The organism is Streptomyces sp. NPDC006544 (genome assembly GCF_040611715.1).
In the GTDB taxonomy this organism is placed as follows: Bacteria; Actinomycetota; Actinomycetes; order Streptomycetales; family Streptomycetaceae; genus Streptomyces.
Map to the genome: position 1 here is coordinate 1 of NZ_JBEXOV010000086.1, position 18,916 is coordinate 18,916.

General features: G+C 67.4%; 14 protein-coding genes and 1 pseudogene. 9 read left to right on the plus strand and 6 right to left on the minus strand.

The window, feature by feature from the left end:
* The 6 genes and pseudogenes from ABZY44_RS29565 to ABZY44_RS29590 all read left to right on the plus strand — a co-directional run.
* Positions 1–347 (plus strand): annotated as a pseudogene (locus ABZY44_RS29565) (ATP-dependent DNA ligase); the annotation flags it as partial.
* Positions 348–530: 183 nt separating this feature from the next.
* Positions 531–782, plus strand: a complete 252-nt coding sequence (locus ABZY44_RS29570) for a hypothetical protein (RefSeq protein WP_356659100.1) — start codon at positions 531–533, stop codon at positions 780–782.
* A gap of 147 nt (positions 783–929) precedes the next feature.
* Complete coding sequence (locus tag ABZY44_RS29575; RefSeq protein WP_356659102.1) at positions 930–1,067, plus strand: hypothetical protein; 138 nt, start codon at positions 930–932, stop codon at positions 1,065–1,067.
* Between the two features lie 273 nt (positions 1,068–1,340).
* Entirely contained in the window at positions 1,341–2,717 is a 1,377-nt protein-coding gene (locus ABZY44_RS29580) for a cytochrome P450 (protein ID WP_356659104.1), read from the plus strand.
* Complete coding sequence (locus tag ABZY44_RS29585; protein WP_356659106.1) at positions 2,714–3,850, plus strand: hypothetical protein; 1,137 nt, start codon at positions 2,714–2,716, stop codon at positions 3,848–3,850. The genes ABZY44_RS29580 and ABZY44_RS29585 overlap by 4 nt, the downstream gene beginning before the upstream one ends.
* Positions 3,851–4,203: 353 nt before the next feature.
* Complete coding sequence (locus ABZY44_RS29590) at positions 4,204–5,229, plus strand: hypothetical protein (protein ID WP_356659108.1); 1,026 nt, start codon at positions 4,204–4,206, stop codon at positions 5,227–5,229.
* A 408-nt stretch (positions 5,230–5,637) separates the two neighbouring features.
* Here ABZY44_RS29590 and ABZY44_RS29595 read toward each other — a convergent pair whose 3' ends face one another.
* The 5 genes from ABZY44_RS29595 to ABZY44_RS29615 all read right to left on the minus strand — a co-directional run bounded on the left by ABZY44_RS29595 (position 5,638) and on the right by ABZY44_RS29615 (position 8,635).
* Complete coding sequence (locus ABZY44_RS29595) at positions 5,638–5,844, minus strand: hypothetical protein (RefSeq protein WP_356659110.1); 207 nt, start codon at positions 5,842–5,844, stop codon at positions 5,638–5,640.
* Positions 5,845–6,936: 1,092 nt separating this feature from the next.
* Positions 6,937–7,101 carry a helix-turn-helix domain-containing protein gene (locus ABZY44_RS29600; protein ID WP_356659112.1) on the minus strand — a complete coding sequence of 55 codons (165 nt, stop codon included), beginning with the start codon at positions 7,099–7,101 and terminating at the stop codon, positions 6,937–6,939.
* Positions 7,102–7,445: 344 nt separating this feature from the next.
* Positions 7,446–7,646: a DUF1918 domain-containing protein gene (locus tag ABZY44_RS29605; RefSeq protein WP_356659114.1), complete on the minus strand. Its 201-nt coding sequence runs from the start codon at positions 7,644–7,646 to the stop codon at positions 7,446–7,448.
* A 287-nt stretch (positions 7,647–7,933) separates the two neighbouring features.
* The gene (locus ABZY44_RS29610) at positions 7,934–8,242 is read right to left on the minus strand and encodes a hypothetical protein (protein ID WP_356659116.1); all 309 of its coding nucleotides are present in this window, start codon (positions 8,240–8,242) and stop codon (positions 7,934–7,936) included.
* Between the two features lie 24 nt (positions 8,243–8,266).
* Positions 8,267–8,635 carry a hypothetical protein gene (locus tag ABZY44_RS29615; RefSeq protein ID WP_257559891.1) on the minus strand — a complete coding sequence of 123 codons (369 nt, stop codon included), beginning with the start codon at positions 8,633–8,635 and terminating at the stop codon, positions 8,267–8,269.
* Between the two features lie 240 nt (positions 8,636–8,875).
* Between ABZY44_RS29615 and ABZY44_RS29620 the strand changes: the two genes are divergently transcribed.
* Positions 8,876–9,184 carry a transposase gene (locus ABZY44_RS29620; RefSeq protein ID WP_356659118.1) on the plus strand — a complete coding sequence of 103 codons (309 nt, stop codon included), beginning with the start codon at positions 8,876–8,878 and terminating at the stop codon, positions 9,182–9,184.
* Positions 9,181–9,723: an IS3 family transposase gene (locus ABZY44_RS29625; RefSeq protein WP_356659120.1), complete on the plus strand. Its 543-nt coding sequence runs from the start codon at positions 9,181–9,183 to the stop codon at positions 9,721–9,723. The genes ABZY44_RS29620 and ABZY44_RS29625 overlap by 4 nt, the downstream gene beginning before the upstream one ends.
* A 491-nt stretch (positions 9,724–10,214) precedes the next feature.
* On the opposite strand, the gene ABZY44_RS29630 is transcribed toward ABZY44_RS29625, so the two are convergent.
* On the minus strand, positions 10,215–18,035 hold the full coding sequence (locus tag ABZY44_RS29630) for a ricin-type beta-trefoil lectin domain protein (protein ID WP_356659122.1): 7,821 nt from the start codon (positions 18,033–18,035) through the stop codon (positions 10,215–10,217).
* Between ABZY44_RS29630 and ABZY44_RS29635 the strand changes: the two genes are divergently transcribed.
* Positions 18,034–18,408, plus strand: a complete 375-nt coding sequence (locus tag ABZY44_RS29635; RefSeq protein ID WP_356659124.1) for a hypothetical protein — start codon at positions 18,034–18,036, stop codon at positions 18,406–18,408. The two genes, ABZY44_RS29630 and ABZY44_RS29635, sit on opposite strands and share 2 nt — an antisense overlap.
* Positions 18,409–18,916: the final 508 nt, after the last annotated feature.

The window sequence follows — 18,916 nt, forward strand, 5'->3', positions numbered from 1 at the left end:
TCACCGGCACCCTCACCCGCCCGCAACTCCTCATCCTCGGCCGCCACGACCAGGACCGCCGGCTGCGCACGGTCGGCCGCACCGTCCCGCTGCGCACGGAGGCGGCCCACCTGGTCGCCGAACACCTGACGGCCGCCGACCCCGTACACCCCTGGGAAGGCGTCACGTTCGCCGCGACCTGGGGGAGCCGTGACGTCCTGGACGTGCGCCTGGTCCGCCCCGACCTGGTCGCCGAGATCACCGCCGACCGCTCGATCGACCGGGGCGGCGTCTGGCGCCACCCGCTCCGCTTCAAGCGGTTGCGCCTGGACGTGGGCGTTGAGGATGTTCCCCGGGGGCGCTTGTGACGCTCCGCCGGGGCCGGGCCGGCCGGCCGACCGGCTGACGGAAGCCCTGGGGGCGCCGTTGCGGTGGGGTGGGGGCGGGGGTGGGGTGCACGGAATCAGATGGTGCCCGATCTGACACAGGCGTTCCCAGGTGAGGTGGAATCAGTACGAGTGACCCCGGCGGGTCAAGATCGTTGGCAGCGCATGAACAACACCAAGCGTGTACTCACCGCCCTCGCCCTCGCAGCGGCCGCACTGTCCTTCGCCTCTGGCGCGCACGCCGTTTCAAAGCCGTCCGACGGCCTGCTCGATCTCAACGGAGGCCCCGGCGTGGCTGATCGGAACACTCTCGGCGCCACCGTGGATGACCTCCTCGGCACCAACAACGTGCGGGACACCACGGCCCCTGGCTCCCTTGGCAACGACGTGGACAAGCTGCTCGGAGTCATCAGCTAGGCCGTGACGTGATCAAGCAGGGCACGGCACCATCGCCCCGAAGTCCGCACGTGGTTTGATGCGGCGGCACGCGGTTGAACGTTTCCGATCGGTGAAGTTCAGGTGGCCGCGCCCGGACACCCATGGACAGGAGCGGAGTTCTCGGCGATGTGGGGGAACCCCGACGTCCTCGACACCACCCTCGTCCACCCCGCCCTGGCCGCCGAGGCCAGCGCGGATCGCGTATCGACCACGGCGGCGTCTTCCGGTACCCGCTCCGGTTCCAGCGGCTGCGCCTGGACGTGACCACGCAGGACGTCCCGCGGTTCGGGGCGGGACCGTCCGCCGCGGCCGGTTGACCGCCCTAAAATCCTTCCCCCCGAACGGGTGCGCAGTGAGCGCGCGCTGCGGGAGTGCTGCTGTGCGCCCCTGCGACACCCGATGGGCGGGCACCTCGTTACGAGAGGTGCGGTACGGCCGCGGTTCTGCGGCAAGAGGACGGTGTTGTCTTTCGTGCGCAGGGTGCGGTGGGCGGTTGTCGTCCGGTGTGCTGCCCGGCAGGTGTCCAAGGGAGCGAGCATGGTGGGGTCTTTGCAGGTTCAGCCGGTGGCGGGTGGTGTGCCGTGGCTGGGTCACGTACTGCACCTGGTACGCGACCCCCTCGCCTTCCTTGCCTCCCAGCGCGGGGGCCCACCGGTGGTGAGTATGCAGCTCGCGGGCCGCCTGGTGTATCTGGTCAACGAGGCGGAGGCGGCCCGTCAGGTGCTGGTGTCGTCGGTGTTCGACAAGGGTGGCCCGTTCATGGACACGGCGCGGATCCTGGTCGGCAACGGTGTGATCACGTGCAGCAACGCCGATCACCGGCGTCAGCAGCCGGTGATGCGGCCCGCGTTCCACCGCGACCAGGTGACCCGCTACGCGCCGGTGATGGGTAAGTGCATCGCGCAGGCAACCGACGGGTGGCGGGAGGGAGAGCGGATCAATGTCGAAGGGGCGATGTACGCGCTGGCGGCTCAGGTCGTGTCGCGCACCCTCATCGCGGCCCCGGCCGGCCGCGATGCGGCGGACATCATGGCCGTAGCCCTGCCGGTGCTGCTGGAGGGCATGTTCCGGCAGATGCTGATGCCGTGGACGCTGCTGCACCGGCTTCCGCTGCCGGCGAACCGCCGCTTCCAGCAGGCCCAGGCCCGTCTGGAGGAGGCCGTCGGCCAGGTGATCGCGCAGTATCGTTCCGGCGGGGCGTGGGGGGACGACCTGCTGTCCGTGGTGATGGCCGCGGTCGACGACGAGGGCCGTCCGCTGGACGACACCGAGGTACGCGATCAGATCCTGTCGGTGCTCGCCGCGGGCGTGGAGACCACCGCCTCCCTTCTCGCCTGGGCCCTCCACGCCCTGGCCGAACACCCGGGCGTGGAGGGCCGGCTGTGGGATGAGCTGGATCGGGAGCTCGCCGGACAAGCTCCCGCCTACGCCGATATCCCGCGCCTGCCCTACACCCGCCACGTCCTGACCGAGGTGCTGCGGCTGTGGCCGCCCACCTGGATGCTCAGCCGCATCACCTTGGAACAGTCGATCGTCGCCGGATATACCGTTCCCGCGGGCGCGGACGTGATCGTCTCCCCCTACGCCCTGCACCGTGACCCGGCCGTCTTCCCCGACCCCGACGGCCTCGACCCGGACCGGTGGCTGCCCGAACGGATCACCCCGGCCCAGCGCCAGGCGTTCACCGCCTTCGGCGGCGGGCGCCGCAAGTGCCTGGGCGAGCACTACGGCATGACGGAGGCCGTTCTCGCCCTCGCCACGATCAGCAGCCGCTGGCAACTATGCAAAGCCACCGCCACACCGGTCAGGCCCCTGCCCCGCTTCCTTCTCACCCCCAAGGCTGGCCCTCTCATCCCCACCTCCCGCGTGCCCCCGCCCGCCGTACGTCGGCCCGGCCCGGGGCGGGAGCGATGAGCAGCCCCGGCCACGCCGAAGACGGCATCCCCGTTCCGGCCCCCGCTCCCGGTGGCGGCACGGTGCTGTCAGCCGAGGGGTACCCCTTCTTCCGGATGCCGGTCTTCCCCCGGTTCACGCCTGCCCGGCGCCGGCACGGCCTGGACGTTCTGGAGCAGCGCTGCAAGGTCCGTCTCGCCGTCCTCCTCCGCGATGTCTTTGACAACCCGGGGGAACTGGAGGCGTTCCTGGAGCACCGCACCAGTCTGTGGAACCTGCTCACCTACGCCCATGCCCGCGAGGACCGCATCGAACTGGTCTGTGCCTGGATCGATGTCCTGTTCAGCATCGACGATGTCTTCGCCCAGGCAACACCGTCCCGGATCCGGCAGCTGGGCATCTGCCACCTGTCTGATGTCATCGACGGCGCAGTGCCCGCCGTGGACACTGGCTTCACCCGGGCTTTCCGGCAGCTGCGGGAGCAGACCCTTCTCCTTGCGCCTGAACGGGTCTGGCGGCGCTACGCGCGCACGCTGCACGAGTTCTTGCACGCCTGCCACGCCGAACGGGACTTCGTCCAGGACCGCACGGCACTGGACCTGCCCACCTATGAGAAGTACCGGGGTAGCTCGATCGGGGAGTGCTGCTTCCCCCTCCTCGAATTCGGCCTCGGCATCGACCTCAGCGACCACCTGCAGCAGACACCCGAACTCCGGCGCCTGAACACGCTGGTCGCACGCCACTGGATCGGCGTCAACGACGTCTTCTCCTACCGCAAGGAGCTCTACAGCGGCGACACCATGAACGAAATCCAGCTCGCGCTCGCCGAGAACGGCGGCGACCTCCAGGCAGCCGTCGACCGCGTCGCCGCGACCGTCCACCGCGTCGAAAACGAATTCGACCACCTCACCACCACGCTGCGCGCCGGCGGGGCGGGCTGCGACAGTGGCCTCCGCGTCTACCTGGACGCGCTGGAGGCGATGATCGCCGGGAACCTGGAATGGTCCTACCTCACCCCCCGCTACAACGGCCGCGGCCACTGCTGGAATGGGTTGACCGAGGCCACCGTCGTCCTCACTCCCGACCGGACCCTCTATTTGCCCCCTGGGACGCTTCCAAGCCGGACACGGGGCCAGGCGCTCGCCCCCGGCTAGACGCCGCGGTGCTGGTCACTGCGTGGCGGGTGGAGCACTTCACCCAAGCCCGCCCAGGACGGGCCAACTGAGGCCCGCACGGCGGGTGGGGCGCTGCGGGCGACAGTCGGACGGTCCGGCCGTCACGCGGCGGGCCGGAAGATCACCTCTGGCACGGGGGGCTGCCCCTGCGCCTGCTGGGCCCGCCGGATGTCCGATCCCGGTGAGCTACAACAGATGGCGGGATCTTTCCGCACACTTCTGATTCAGCACTCGAAGGAGTGGCAGTCCGGGCTTCCGGCTGGCAAGCGCCCTTAGGCTCGCCCGAGGATGGCGCGTCCGCGGGCCGCGTCCGGACCGAACGGAGCACGGGTATGGCTGACGCGGTAGACGCAGCACCCGGCCATGACCTGCAGTCCCACACGCAATGGATGACGGCGTTCTGGCATACGAGCAGAGCGGTCGGGAGAATGCTGCCCACGACCGGCACCGACGCCCTGCGCTACGTCGGGTCAAAGGACCACGAATTCCTTGAAGATTTTTTCGGCTGGTACTGCCGCAGGTTCCCTGTCATGCGGCACCTCAATACGAAGCACGCGAAGGACCAGACGCATCTGACCGTCATGTCCTTCCCGAAGGTACGGGATTTCAGCACGCTGGCCACCCTCAACCACGCCATGCTCGTAACCTTTTACGTCGATGACCATCGCCACCGGCTGGATCTGGTGCGACTACTCGATGACAGCAGGGCAGACCCGGTGGTGCACGCGTTCCATGAATACATCAGGAACGATATCCCCGACGGCCACGAAGGATACACAGACGTGTTCCGGGAATTCCTTGCCGGAAACCTGCTGCAAGGCAAGATCAAAAGGAGTGAAGTCCTGTACAGCAGGGTGAAAGCCGTGACCATGGGCATCGCGCCCGTGCACTACGTCCGGTGGTGCCTGTACGGGCTCGCGGCCGAAAAATTCGGAGCCTTGAAGCTCCACAATTACATGCACCGGCTGGAACTCGACACGGTGCTAGTCAACGACCGGTACTCACTCGGCAAAGAGTCGGACTCCCGCGAGTGGAACGCAATCGCGGCACACGAGCTCAGCCACGAAGAGCTGACCGAAATGATCGACGACAACTACACCCACCTGATCATGGCCTTGGGGGAACTGCTGGCGGTCGAGGAAGACCAGACATGCGTAGCGGCATACGAAGATTTCAAGATCTGCGCGGATGCCACGAAAACCTGGGAAGAGTTCTCACCCCGGTACCACCCCGCACAAAGCGGCACGCAGACCGAAGAGCCGGGAAGCAGCCGGCCTGCGAAACATCGACTCCCATACGGCCCGACAGGGCTCGGGACGACGGGACTTCGACTGAGCTTCAACAGCACCGGCAACTGACCCGAGCGCGGCCCTGCCGCAACCCGCTCCCCGTCAGATGACATGACGACGCTCTCGTTCGCAACCGAGATCGCGAAACGCGCCCTGCATCAGGGCGCCGCAGCGGGTCTGCACCAGCACTCGACCGCCCAAGCGCCAGGGGGACATGTCCGGCGGTGAAAGCATCCTGGTCAAGGGCATGGCCCAGCGCTACCTGCCGGGACCCGGAGGTACACCAAGATCCGCCGGGACATACCGAAGCCGTCATGGCGTGGGCAGCCCGGGCCGCCCCGCAGCCCCCTCCTCGGCCCTTACGACGAGACGGGCGACTGCGCACAGTGGGGCGCACCGTCCCGCTGCGTCCGGACCAGGGCCGAGTTTCGGTGGCCGTGCCCGGGCCGGCGACGACCAGCCCGGGCGTCAGTAGCGTCAGTAGGTGATGACGACTGCCCCGTCACCGCCCTTGGCGCCTTCGTTCCCCTTGGTGCCGGCGAGTCCGGTCCTTCCGTCCAGGCCGATCCACTTCTCGCCCTTGGCGTTGCCGAGGTTGGGATCCCATTCGCCTCCCTGGCCGCCGTCACCGCCTTCGTGGCCATAGGCCCCCGCGCCGCCGTTTCCGCCGGCACCGTAGGACATGCCGCCTGCTACGGCCGGTGCACCGCCCGGGCCAAAGGCACCGAAGCGACCTCCCTGCCCGCGCTTTCCGGGCCTGCTGACGCCTCCCTTTTCGTTATGGGCGCCATCGGCCCCCTTGCTGCCGGGCAGGCCCGCGCCTCCGGGCTGACCGGGCTTGCCGTCCACCCCCGCGACCTTCTCCCCAGACCTGCCGCAGGGGTATCGCGCGGGGGACTGGCCCCCGACGCCGGTTCCGCCCGCGCCACCGTCCTTGCCACCGGCTCCGCCACCGCCACCGGCTCCACCGGCGACGGTGCCGTTGTAGCCGCCCCCACCTCCCGAGCCGGCGCTGCCGGCCCGCCCCGGCTCACCGCCGATTCCCCCCGGCGCACCCGCGACCGACTCCAGGAATTTGTTGCTTGCGTCACGGATGTCGATGCCCGCACCTGACGCGCGGCCGCCGGCGTGACCGCCGCCGCCGGCCGCACCACCGCCAGTCCCATCGGTCCCACCGCCGAAGGTGCTGCCACCGCCCGTCCCGTAAGCCCCCGCCGATCCGCCGGGGCCGCCCGAACCGCCCGACGCGCCGCCCCCGACAAAGATGCGCAGCTTCCATCCTGGCAACACGGACAGCCGGCACTGAACGAAGGAGCCGCTGCTCGCGCCCGCACCGCCTCCGCCACCCGCACTGCCGCCTCCGCCACCCCCACCGCCACCGGCCGTCCCCACGGCGTTGGACCCCCCTCCGTTGCCACCGCCGCCACCACCGCCGGAACCTCCAGTTCCACCGCCGCCGCCACCACCGCCGCCGGCACCCCAGGAATACACCGTGATCTCGTTCACTCCCTGCGGGACCACCCAATCCCACTGTCCCGGCTGCTCCCACCGCTTGGTCTGCAGCGCACTGTGGACATCGGTCGGCTGAGCCTGAACGGCCTGAGTGCCGCTCACCACGGCTGCGCTTACCAGGGCAGCCACTCCGAGCATGTTTTTGATCATGGCTGCACAACGAACCATGGCCTCTCGCGTCACCCCTGCGGCCGACGGAACTCCCATGCCTCGTTGAAGGTCATGTCGTGCGCAAAGAAGATGTCAGTGCGGCGCAGGGTTTTGTCAGTGCGCCGCCGCCTCGTCTGCCGGGCTCTCGGGTTCGCGACCGGTGGCTTCGTCGTTCGCGGACAGCGTCCGGTAGAGGGTGGAGCGGCCGACGCCGAGGTGTGAGGCGATGGCGGTGACGGGCTCCTTCGCGTCGCGGCGGCGCAGGGCGACGGCGAGCATGTCGCCGTCGATGGCCGGCGGGCGGCCACCGTGCTTGCCGTCCGCCGCGGCGGTGTCCAGGCCGACGAGGGTCGTTCGTGGATGAACTCCCGGTCGACTTCCGTCATCGCAGCGAAGACGACGAAGAAGACCTTGCCCGCGCCGTGCGGGTCGTGTGCGACATCCCTTGAGTTCTCCTCATGGTCCGATCGGCACCAGCGTGCTGACGCGGTTCTCGGTTAGGGGGTGCGTCCGGTGCCAGGGTGGTTTCGGACATGCGGATGCCGTACTTCGGAGCGATGTGCGGACATGGGAAAGGGCCCGCCATGTGGCGGGCCCTTCAGAGTCTGTGCGGTTTTGGCCTGTCAGCCTTCGTCGGCCGTCCTGCGGTGGTCGACCACAGTGTCTGGCCCAGGGGACATGATGGTCTCGTGGCCGTTTGCGGCGCGCACGCGGTAGGGCGGTGTTCCTTCCGGCCCGAGAACCTCGATGATCTCTACGACCCGGTCCTCTTTGCCGACGACTCGGCCATGCATTACAAGACGGTCTCCCGCACTGGCGTGCATCGTTGCTTCCTCTCTGCTGCGTCCTAGCGCAGTGACCCTGCTGATCAGCCAGCGTCACACCCTTTGCAGCAGACAGTACCCAACCGGTCACCAGCGGTGCCTGTTCAATGCTCGCGTCGTCGAGGGGGCGCGCCCGCACCCCTATTCCGAGCGGTGTTGGCCGCCGGCCGGGAACGGGCACGAGGTGACCGGGTCGCCGTTGTGGCTCGTCTCCGCACCGGTGTTGCATGGCTCGGGCGAGCTTGCCACGACTGCCCACTGCGGACCTTACTGGTGGGCTCTCGTATTCAACTGTCGCCACTTCTCCGTGGAACCCAGCCTGCCGGTGACCATGTGTGATCTCCAGGGGCGTATCGGCTCCAGGTTCCGCCGGTCTCGTTGAGCAGGCGGGTGGTGGTCTTGTTGTGGTAGCCGAGAGCGTCCGCGACGACGGGAGCGGGCATCTCAAGGAGTTGTTGTCGGATGGCGGCGCCGCGGACGGCGGCCACAGGGACGCCGATCTCGTTGAGGAGTGCGGACAGGTGGTCGGGACGGAAGGGCTGCCCCGCCCGGCGTCCGGGGAACAGCCGGCCGACCGCCTGCTCCGCGAACTCCACGACCGCGGCGTCGGGGCGGACGGGTCAGGAGACGCGCTTGAGCGTCCAGGCGTTGTTGTTGAAGCTGGGGACCGAGGAGGAGACACAGCTGCCGCTGTAGTACGAGGCGGTCTGAACCCAGCCGAAGGGCTGGTAGGTGGAATTGCAGGCCTGAACCACGGTGCCGACGGGCAGCCCGGTGAGCTGCTTTATCTGCTTGATGTTCGGGCTGAAGCTCTGCGTGCCGCAGCTGCTGCTGTACCCCCAGCTGACGTCGACGAAGCCGCTCGGGGTGAGGACGCTCGAACAGGAGGTGGTCACGTCGCCGGGGGCGGCGTGCGCGGGCGCGGCGGTCAGGGCGAACAGCGCCGCGGTGCCGGTGAGGGCCATGCACAGGGTGCGAAAGCGAGTCATGGGTGATGGCTCCTTGAGATCGTGGACGGCCGGTGGGCCGCGAAGCCAGTACTACGGGTCGCCGACCGGTTTCAGATAGACGTTTTCAGGCCCAATGATCAACATGTAATCCGCCGGGGACGGGTGGCGGCGGATCACCCGTGTGTCCGGCATGGGTTGTGGGCATCGGTGTGAGGTTCCCCCGAGATGCGGGGTGTCGTGACAGAGGGTCAGATGGGACTCATGAGAGGAACATCGCCCATGGCTGCTCCCAGGAAATACTCGCTCGAGTTGCGTGAGCGCGCGGTACGGATGTATCGCACCGCCGATCCGAAGCCGCAGATCAAGAAACTGGCTGTCGACCTCGGCGTGCATCCGGAGGCCCTGCGCGGCTGGATCCGCCAGGCCGAGGCCGACGCCGGCGAGCGTGACGACCGGCTGACCACCGACGAACACGCCGAGCTCGCGGCGCTACGCAAGGAGAATGTCCAGCTCAAGCGGGCGAACGAGGTTCTGCGGACGGCCTCGGCCTTTTTCGCGGCCCAGCTCGACCCGACCCGGCCCAGGTGACCGCGCTCCTCGATGAGCACCCGCACCTGGGGGTCGAGCCCGTACTCCGGGAACTGAACATCCCCTCCGCCACCTACTACCGCTGGCGCCAGGCCGAGAGGAAGCCGTGCGAACGGCGCCGCCGGGACGCCGAGCTGACCAGCATGATCCGTCAGGTCCACGACGAGTCCGGCGGGATCTACGGCTCCCCGCGCGTGCACGCCGTCCTCAAACGCGAGGGCACTCGCGTCGGCCGCAAACGCGTCGAACGGCTCATGCGGCAGGCAGGCCTGGCTGGGATCAGCCCTCGCCGGAGCAAGGGCTTCACCCGACGTGACCCAGACGCCGATCTCGCCCCTGACCTGGTGCGACGCGAGTTCACCGCGAGCGGGCCGAACCGGCTGTGGGTCACCGACCTGACCATGATCGCAACGCTGGAGGGCCCGCTGTGGCTCTCCGCGATCCGCGACGCGTTCTCCCGCCGGGTCGTGGCCTGGGAAACCTCCGCCCGCGCGGACGCGGACCTGGTCCCACGGCCGGGGCCTGGGCGGGTGGGTTAGCACTCCGACCGGAACCGTGGAACCAGGCGCCCACCCGACACGACAGCCGGGACATCGGCATGCCCACACTGCACCCCTGAACGCAGATAGGCCGCCAACCGAAGCTGACGGCCAATCACGAAAGATCGAGGTTAAGGCTAGTTATGTGGGATCGGACTCAGTGGTGATCGACGAGACGCTGGAAGCCCCGACTCGGTGGAGGATTGCCTCAATTTCCCGTACAACTCGTTCGACCTCGGAGAGTGCGAGCCCATCGCGCGGGCCGCATTCGACACTCCACTTCCCTGGGTCCTCGTCGGACTCGAAGATCTCAATCTCCCAGTCCTCATTTGAAATGAACTGAGGGGTGGAGTTGAAGACGTCCAGCGAGTCGCAAATCAGCTGAGAAAGCTCATCGCCGTCAATATTTCCTGACGCGGAAATCTGCACAAACATTTAATGGTCCACTCTAGTAGGGGAGCAGGGGCCCGGTCGAGACCGGGCCCACAGTATCATCTACGCCTGGCGTGGGCACTCATGGCATTGCGCTGAATGTCCGAACATGCTTTGCAGTGGGGAAGTAGTAGCTGTCGCCGCTTATTAAGCAAACCGATTTTATTGAGTACAGCATTTGCGGGCCAGTGATCCGGGATCCAGTTTTTGCTCTTCGTGCCCGGCGTTTTCGCGTTGCAGCGGTGGCATCCGAAGCGATCGCCGATCTTGTTTATTGCGCGGCGAGTTGCTACTCGGAAGCGCTGGGCACTGCTGGGTGCCAGGATTGCCTTTCGAGCATAGGGGCCGGGAGAGAATATACCATCTCCATTCCGTAGACTCTTTGGGATCTTACATTCGCGGGCATTGTGAACAAGTGCGTCACTATCCCCGAGCTGCACGGTGAAAGTGTGCAGATTGCCGACTGTGAGATTAAATACCAGCTGATCCGGAAGGAATCCTTGATTCACTACCGAGTTTACGGTGCGGTATCCCCCATTTGAGTCCATGATGGATTCGCCGGGGGTGATTTCTCCGGCCTTTGTCCAGCCGCGATCCTTGATCCAAATCGGATGCTCGGCAGTTGCCTCCAGGTAGCCGTTGGATGAGTCGTTATCGGTGTCGATGTCAATGATGTGCTTAGAGCCGAAGCCCACGATTACATCGAGCACGGCCTCTGCCGCGACCTGCCCGGTTGCAGGATCGGTGGCCGTTACGTAATCGCCGATTTGGATCTCACCGATTGGAATGTAAGTGCCATTTGCCATCAGGACCGGTGTGTCTGGAGCAAATGAGTTGCAGCCGTTTCGGAAGATCGTCCTAGCCCTGGAGGCGACGCGTCCGACGCGGCTGGCTGTCCGGCTGGCCTTGACGGCGGCGAAGCCTGCTTTGACGGCGGTGTTGGCGCCAACCAGGCTGGCGGCGGCGGTGATTCCCATCTCAGCGGCTTTGGACCAGTTGCCGGTGGCGGCGTAGGAGACGGAGGAGACGGCTGCCGCGATTCCGCCGATGGGTCCGGGTATGTATGAGGCGACTTCGGCGACCTTGGCGACGACGTTGAGGACTTTCTTGAAGGAGAAGCCCCAGTTGCCGTCGAGGTCGGTGCAGTTGACGGGGTCGCCGGTGCAGTAGTCGTAGGGGCTGGCGTTGCCTCCGGGGACGGGGTCGGTCTGCAGGAAGCGGCCGAGGGCGGGGCTGTAGAGGCGGGCTCCCATGAGGATGTCGCCGTCGAGGGCTTCGGCGGAGCGTTGTTTTCCGCCGAGCCAGCCGTAGCGGACTTGGTTCTGGCCGTCTTGGGGGATGCCGAACTCGTCGAAGTCGAGGACGACGGGGGTGGTGAGTGCGGTGTCGGTGGTGAGGACCACGGAGCCGAACAGGTTGGTGATCTGGAGCTGGATGTCGCCGGTCTTGCTGGTGGTGGCGACCAGGTCGGCGTCGGGCCCGGACACGTTGCGGGTCAGGGTGCCCTGGGTGGTGTCCTCGATGGTCCAGCGGACTTCGTCGGAGTCGTCGCCGTAGTGGTTGAGTTTGGAGGTGGCGTTGGCCCAGCTGCCGTCGGTCTGCTTCTTCGACGTCGTGAAGGCCGTCAGGCGGTGGGCTGCGTCAAGGGCCCACTGCTGCTTGGTGTCTCCCTTTTCCTGGACGGCGACCTTGTCGTTGGCCCAGTAGGTGTTGGTGGATCCGGTCGCGGTCTTGACGGTGCGTCCGAAGGCGTCGTAGGTGAAGCCCGCGTCGGTGAGCCGGTCGGCGCTGTCGTAGGTGTGGGTCTCCTCGACGGCGCCTGCGGTACTGCACTGGCCCGCCGCACCGGAGGGTGAGGTGGCTTTCTTGGTGCGGTTGGAGTGCGCGTCGAACTGGTACTGCCTTGTGATGCAGCCGGTGGTGGCGGTGTCCTGTTCGGCTTTGGTGAGGTGGCCGACGCGGTCGTAGGTGTAGGTCTTGGTGTAGGTGGAGCTGGTGTCCTTCGCGACGGCGCCCTGTGTGGTGACGTCGATACTCTGGGACCAGACGGTCTTGTTGTCCAAGGTGCGGGTGTAGGTGCGGCTGGTGGCGGCGCCGACGGCGTTGGTGGTGTCCTTGCGGACGATGCCGCCGGGGTAGGTCTGCTCGGTCAGCTGGCCGTCGGGGCCGTATTTGGCGGTGAACTCGCCCGCGACACTGTCGTTGATGGAGGTGACCATGCCCCGGGGTTCCTTGGCCCGGTCGTAGGTGTAGGTGGTCGCCCCGGTGGGGTCGGAGACCTTGACGGGCTTGCCGAACTTGTCGTACTCGGTGTTGGTGGTGCCGCCGTCGGCGTCCGTGTAGGAGATGAGCCGCCCGAGGTCGTCCATCGTCCGGGACAGGGATTTGCCGCCGGCGGTGGTTTTCACCGCGTCACCGGTGACCGGGTCGTATTCGGTGGTGACCTTCGGCAGTGCCAGGCCCTCGTCCGAGGTGATCTCCGTGGAGACGATCCGGTCCGCGTTGTCGTAGACGGTGACGTTCTTGCGGGTCTTGCCGGCGTTGGTCTCCGTCGTCTCTTCAGCCTCGCCGAACCGCGAGTAGCGGGTGATCCGCTTCTCGGGCAGCGTTGTGGGCATCCGCGCGGCGTCCGCATTGGTGATGGGGCCACCGGCGAATGTCACGCACGGAGTGCCTGCCCATTCGGGGCGGTTGCCGCATGCCGCATCGTCCGGGTTGGGGCCGGCGGTGTAGAAGACGGTCTTGGCGGTGGTGGCGTCGGTGCCGCTGGCGCCGGGTTTGCGGGATTCCCAGGCCCGGCCGGAGGCGTCGTACTTGATGGTCGCGGTCAGTTTGTCGCCGGTGGCGTCGGTGGTCACCGAGGTGGGGGTCTTGAGGACCCAGCCGGAGGTGCCGCCGATGGGGGTGTCGTAGCCGTTCTTGGTGACGCGCTTGTCGATGTCGTCGGCGTAGCCCTCCAGGCGGGCGCCGTCGGTGGTGGTGGTGACCAGGTGGTAGGCGGCTCCGTCGGGCTTGTTCTCGTCGTAGGTGCTGGTGTTGTGGTCGCGGACCAGGACGTCGGTGCCTGCCGGGAGGGAGGGGTTGACGGTGGTCTTGGTCAGCGTGATGGTGTCGATGCCGGCGTGGTAGCGCTCGCCGGTGGTGGCGGGGTTGGTGCCGGTGAGGGTGAGCCGCAGTTCGTGGTCGCCGCGGGCGAGGTGGATCGCCTGGCCCGTGGTGAACGGCGCGATGACAGCGGCAGCGTAGGTGTCGAGCGGCGAACCGAGGTTGGTGCCGTCGATCGACCACTGGATGATGCCGTGGTCAGTGTTCTTGGTCAGCTGACCGCTGAGGACGTAGTCGCCCTCCTCCGGGACCGTGACCCGCATCGAGTCGAACGCCCCGACCGCGGTGCCGCGTACGCCGAGGTGGGCGCCCCCGGACCAGATGAGACCGCAACAGTCGTTGTCGGTCTGGATGACTGCCTTGTCACTGCCCAGCTGGGGAAGCCTCTCGGCCTCCCAGGTCACCGCGGCAGGTGTGCTCTGGCCGGTGACCGGTTCGGCGAGCTTGGCTTTGTAGATCGGTCCGAGGGTCTCGAGTTCATCGAGGCCATCGGGGGAGTAGCTGGTACGGGAGTCCAGCATCCGGGCCCGGTCCGCCGAGGCGGCGGGCAGGCCGAGTTCGGCTACGAAGTCCGCGGACCGCGGGTGCTTGCCGAGCGCGATGGAACGGTTGGTGGCCTCCAGGCTCCTGATGACGTGTCCGAAGCGGTCGTACTCGCTGGTGTCGATGTCACCGTCTTCCGTCACGGACGGGGAGGCGGTGTTGACCTCATTGCCGGAGGCGTTGAGGTAGTGGACGGTGGCTGCCTTGTAGCCGCCGCTGCCAGGGGTGCTGGCGGTCGCGGCGTGCGTGCCGGGCTCGTCTTCGGGCCCGAACACCGCGGTGGCGTCGGTCGGGGCGTCGGTCTGCGCCCACTTGGCGACCTCCGCACCGGACATCTCGTACGGACCGCCGGCCCCACGCGTCAGGGGGACCTCGTAGACGACCTTGGTCGCGACCTCGCCGTTGACCTGGCCCTTGCTACCGGGGGTGAGGCTTTGGCGGCGGACCTTCAGCAGCCGGCCCTGTTCGGGGTCGGTGGCGCTGGCCTTGCCGTAGTCGAAGAACCAGGGCAGCTCACCGGTCGGGGAGATCTTGGTGACGCGACCCGAGCCGTCGTAGGTGTAGCTGATCTTGAGCGGGGCGGCGACGCGCGGGTCCCAGACCTCGGCCAGGCGGCCCTTGTCGTCATACGCGTAGTGGGTGACCTCCACGGCCTCCTGCTGGGAGGTGGCGGGGTTCCAGGACCACACCTTGGCGGAGCGGATCCGGTCGAGGAAGTCGCCCGGGGTGCCCGCGGTGGCGGTGGTGGTCTTGGCGTAGTCGTACTCCATGACCTCGCAGCCGCGCGGCAGCGGATTCACGGTGCAGCCGTTGGTGTCGTCCACGCCTCGTTCGACGGGAGGGATGACCCGCTTGACCAGAGAGCGGCCGTCGGTGGTGTCGTACTGGTAGCGGGTGGTGGAGTCGGCCTCGGGGCCGGTCTCACTGATGACCTGGTAGATGCTGGATCCGGCCTGGCGGGCGAACGTGGTACTGCTGCCGTCGAGGTCGGTCAGGACGTATGTGGTGCCGGCCGTCTGGACGTCCCAGATCTGATCCGGGCCCGCCCAGCAGGACCACACGACCACCCGGGTGCCCGCCGCGCCCCCATAGGCATCCAGACACTTGCCGGTCGCCTGGTTGGACACCATGCCATCGGCCCGGATGTCCCAACGCTGATTCGGGCCGCTGTTGCAGTCCCACAACAGCATCGCCACATTGTCGCCGCTCTGGCCAGCCGGACTGTCAAGGCAGCGGCCAAGGATCGTCAGACGCTGCGCCTGATCGCGGGTCCACAGCTGGTTGACCCCGTTGGTACACGCGGCGGAGACGACGGGCGCGCCGTTGTACGCGTTGCCGTCGGGGATCTCCAGGCAGAGGCCGCGGTAGTTGACCAGCGCACCGGAGGTGCCGGGGACGGCTTTCAGGGTGAGGGACTCCGCGCCCGGTTCGGGGAAAAAGCTCCCGTCGGCGCCCTTGGCGAAGGTCAGGACCGAGTCGTCGTTGTGCTTGATCTCGACCAGGTCGGACTGCGGGAACGAGAGCGCACGGTAGTCGGAGCCGGTGCCAGCGTCCGCGCCGCCGGACCACTGCGGACCGAACGGCGCGACGATCTCCTTCAGCGACAGGTCGTCGAAGAACACCTCCTTGCCCGAGCCGCCCGCAAAGCCGTTGTAGAGGCGGAACCACGCCTCGGTGGCGTCGGTGGGAACCGTGAAGTTCAGCGTGAGCTGCTGCCAGGCATCGGTGAAACTCGCCTTCGCGGACGAGACCTCGCCATACCCGCCCGGGGTCTTTTGGAATCCGACCAGGCGCAGGCCGCGGCCGGCTTGATCCGGGTTGAGGCCGGTTGCACCGGGGACGTAGATCCAGCCGGTCAGGCGGTAGGTGCGGCCGGGCTTCATGCCCTGGCCCAGGGTGTACTCGGGGCCGAGTGCGGCGTAGGAGTCCCCCCCGGAAGAAGCGGGCTTGACCAGCAGCGAGTCGGTTGAGCTGTCGTGGCCCTTGGCGGTGGAACGCGACAGATCCGCCTGGCCGGCGGTGAAGCCGTTCAGGTCGATGCCGACCTGACGCTGGTTCGCCGTCAGGCGCTCGCCCTGCGGCTGCCAGCCCCGGTCCGCACCCCGCGAGGACGCGGTGCGCGCGACCGACATGCCGAACTCGTCCGCGTCCGTGACATCCGTCGAGAAGTCACCGGTGAGCAGGTTCACCGAACCCGGGCCAACTTCAGAGCCGGCCGCGCCGTCGGCGTTGGGGTCCGCCGTCATGGTGTTCCAGGCCGTTGCGTAGCCGCCGCTGGTGTCGTTCTCGGTGAACAGCAGGGCTCGCACCTGGACCACGCCGCCGACGCCGAGGGTGTCGAGCACCGACCAGTTCGCGTGCGCGCCGAGGTCGGCCAACCGCGGCTTGTCCTCGAGGACGGGCGTGTTGTCTGCCTTCGTCATGTTCGCGCGCGGCACCGCGTACTCGGTGGCGCCAGGGCCACGCCGGTACTGGTAGATGACCCGGGTGAACTGGGTCTGTGCGTCCACCGACAGCTTGACGCGCTTGGCGGCCTGCGTACCGTCAACCGGCGAGGCCATGCCCGCCTTGCCGACCTGGAACGCATGGGTGACCGTGTCGGAGAGGTTGCCCGCCCGGTCCTTGGCCTGCACCTTCAGCGTCCGGCGGCCTTCGTTCAACGGGGTGATCGACGTGGTGAGAGCCGCGGTCGCGGGCAGCGTGACCGGTGCGGCGCCGTCCAGGGTGTAGACGAAAGCCACCAGGTCGGTGGTACCGGACGGCGGACTGAACGTGAAGGCACCCGGCGTGTTCGCCGCGCCGTGCCACAAGCCGTCCGACGGGTAATCAGCCGAGGTCACGAACGGGGCACCCGGTTTCGCGGTGTCCGCCACCACGTTGGTCCCGACCCAGTTCGAGCGGGCCTTGCCGTCATCGGTCATTGACCAGATCGAGTACTGGACGTCCTCGTCCAGCCGGGCGATGCCGTAGTCAGAGGCCTTCACCGAGGCCACGGTGCCGTTGGGAGTGTCCTTGGCGACGCTGCCCAGGAACGTGCCACCGCGCCACAGGTCGAAGTACACCTTCAGCTGGTCGCCGTCGACGTCGTTGGAGTGCACCTGGAACGTCGGATTGCCGGAGGATGTGTAGCGGGGGTTGCCCTGCTGGGCGGGCAGCACATCCACGTCGGCCGGGGTGAGCGGAATCGTGTTGTAGGTGATCGACAGGTACGGCGGGGCGACACCCTCAGCCGAGCTGAACTTCTTCCACGACAGAATGCCGCTCTCGGTGGTGGCCCGCAGCCCGATGCCGTATTCGGAGTAACCAGCGCCGGCGAAGAATGAAACAAGGCCGGTGACATCCACCTTCGACCAGGCATTGCCCTGGCCGTTGAGGCACTGGTAGCTGTCGTTGCCGTCGGCGTCGTACGTCTGACTCGACGTGGCGTACTTGCTGCCCCAGACCGGCTGACTATTCCAGCGTGACGACCCGCTGGCGCCGCTCGCGTGCCACACCTCCCACTGATTGGCAGTGCAGGAGGAGGAGTGGAAGTTGTACAGGTTGAGCGAAGCTCCCAGGATCTGCTTGCCGTTGATGGGGCTGCCCGGGATCGTCATAAACGACCGCGCCTTGACAACGCCGTCATAGCTGCCGAGCTTCAGCTCGGTCGACGAGGAATTGTCACTGTTCTCGTTGGTCTGCACATAGGTGTCGTAGGTCGAGCCCACGTCCACCACAGGATCGATCGTCACCGGGAACTGCGTCTTCACGTCCGTGAGGAACGCCGGGTCCGGAGTGAACACCAGTTCGGTATCCGCTCCTTCGCCACGCACCTCCAACTTCACCGGGGCCCGGTTCAGGTGCTCTTGGGACGCCGCATCGAGCTTCGCGTCCCACATCACCGGGGCCGGGATCTTGACCTCGGTCTTCCCGGACGCCGTGTCCACCAGTTGCAGCGAACCATCGGCCTGCGGAACCACTCTCATCCCGGTGACGTCCAGCGGCAGCGTCAGCGTGCCGGCCTGGGACACCGCGGCGCGGTCCTTGACGACCAGGAACTGCTCGAAGCCGGTACGAGTGGCCTCCAGCACCAGATCGACACCCGGGCGGGCATCGACGTACGTCGCCCTGCTGCCCTCAAGCTTCGGCTTCGGCAGCTTGCCCAGCCAGCCGAACTTCAGCTCCCGGTCACCGGCACCGACCTTCACCAGCTCACGCTCGACCGGCGCGGGAGCAGGAGTCTCGGCGGTCATGGCCGCGGCCCTGACCGTGCTGCGGGAAGCGCGGTCAGCACTCACGCTCGCGGACGCCGCCGGGATCGAGGCCGGCGCACTGGGCGCGGCCGAGGCCGAGCTGCTCGCCGTTGTGCCGGCGGTCGGGCCGGCCTGGCGCGGGGCAGACGACGGGGCTGCGGCTGAAGAAGTCGGTGCAGCGGTAGGCGAAGGCGCGGGGGTGGCGGTGCCGGGCAGTTTGTCGCCGACCGTGACCGAAGCGTCCCCGCCCTCGAAGACCAGACCCTCCGGGTGGGCCTTGGGCGCCACCTTGCCGTCAGCGGTCACGGTCAGCGTGGTGTCGACGGGCACCCACGCCTCTCCCACCCGCATCCGGACCGGACCCGTGGCTTGATCTTGGGTCAGGGTGCCCTCGGGATTGGCCCACAGTGTGACCGTCTCCGTACGAGCACCGGTCACCTCCACCCGATGCCCCTGCAGACGCGCCGACAAAAGAGCCGATGCCTCGTCAGGAGCCTCATTGGATGAAGCGGCTGGCGATGCGGCCGGTGCCGGAGCCGGAGAGGCAGCCCGCGCATCAAGCGCGACCCCGGTCTCCAGCAGCAGACCGAACGCCGCGACAACGGCTATCCGGCGCATGCGGCGCGACGAAAAGGCCCCACCCGCGAACGCGGGCGAGGCCTGGGACTTGCGTAGCAAGGAAAACCCCCAGAAATCATGAAGAAATCTCGACCAGAACGGTCAGCAGCCAATCCTTCCTCCTCGCTGAAGCCACAAAGTTCATCTGATATATCGATCTGACAACGGATCAGTAGTTCGAGTTAAATCTTCACTTATAGCCGATATTGAGCCGAAACTGTTGGGTTTACGGCCTGCCGGTTGGGTGTGGTTGCGAGCGGCGA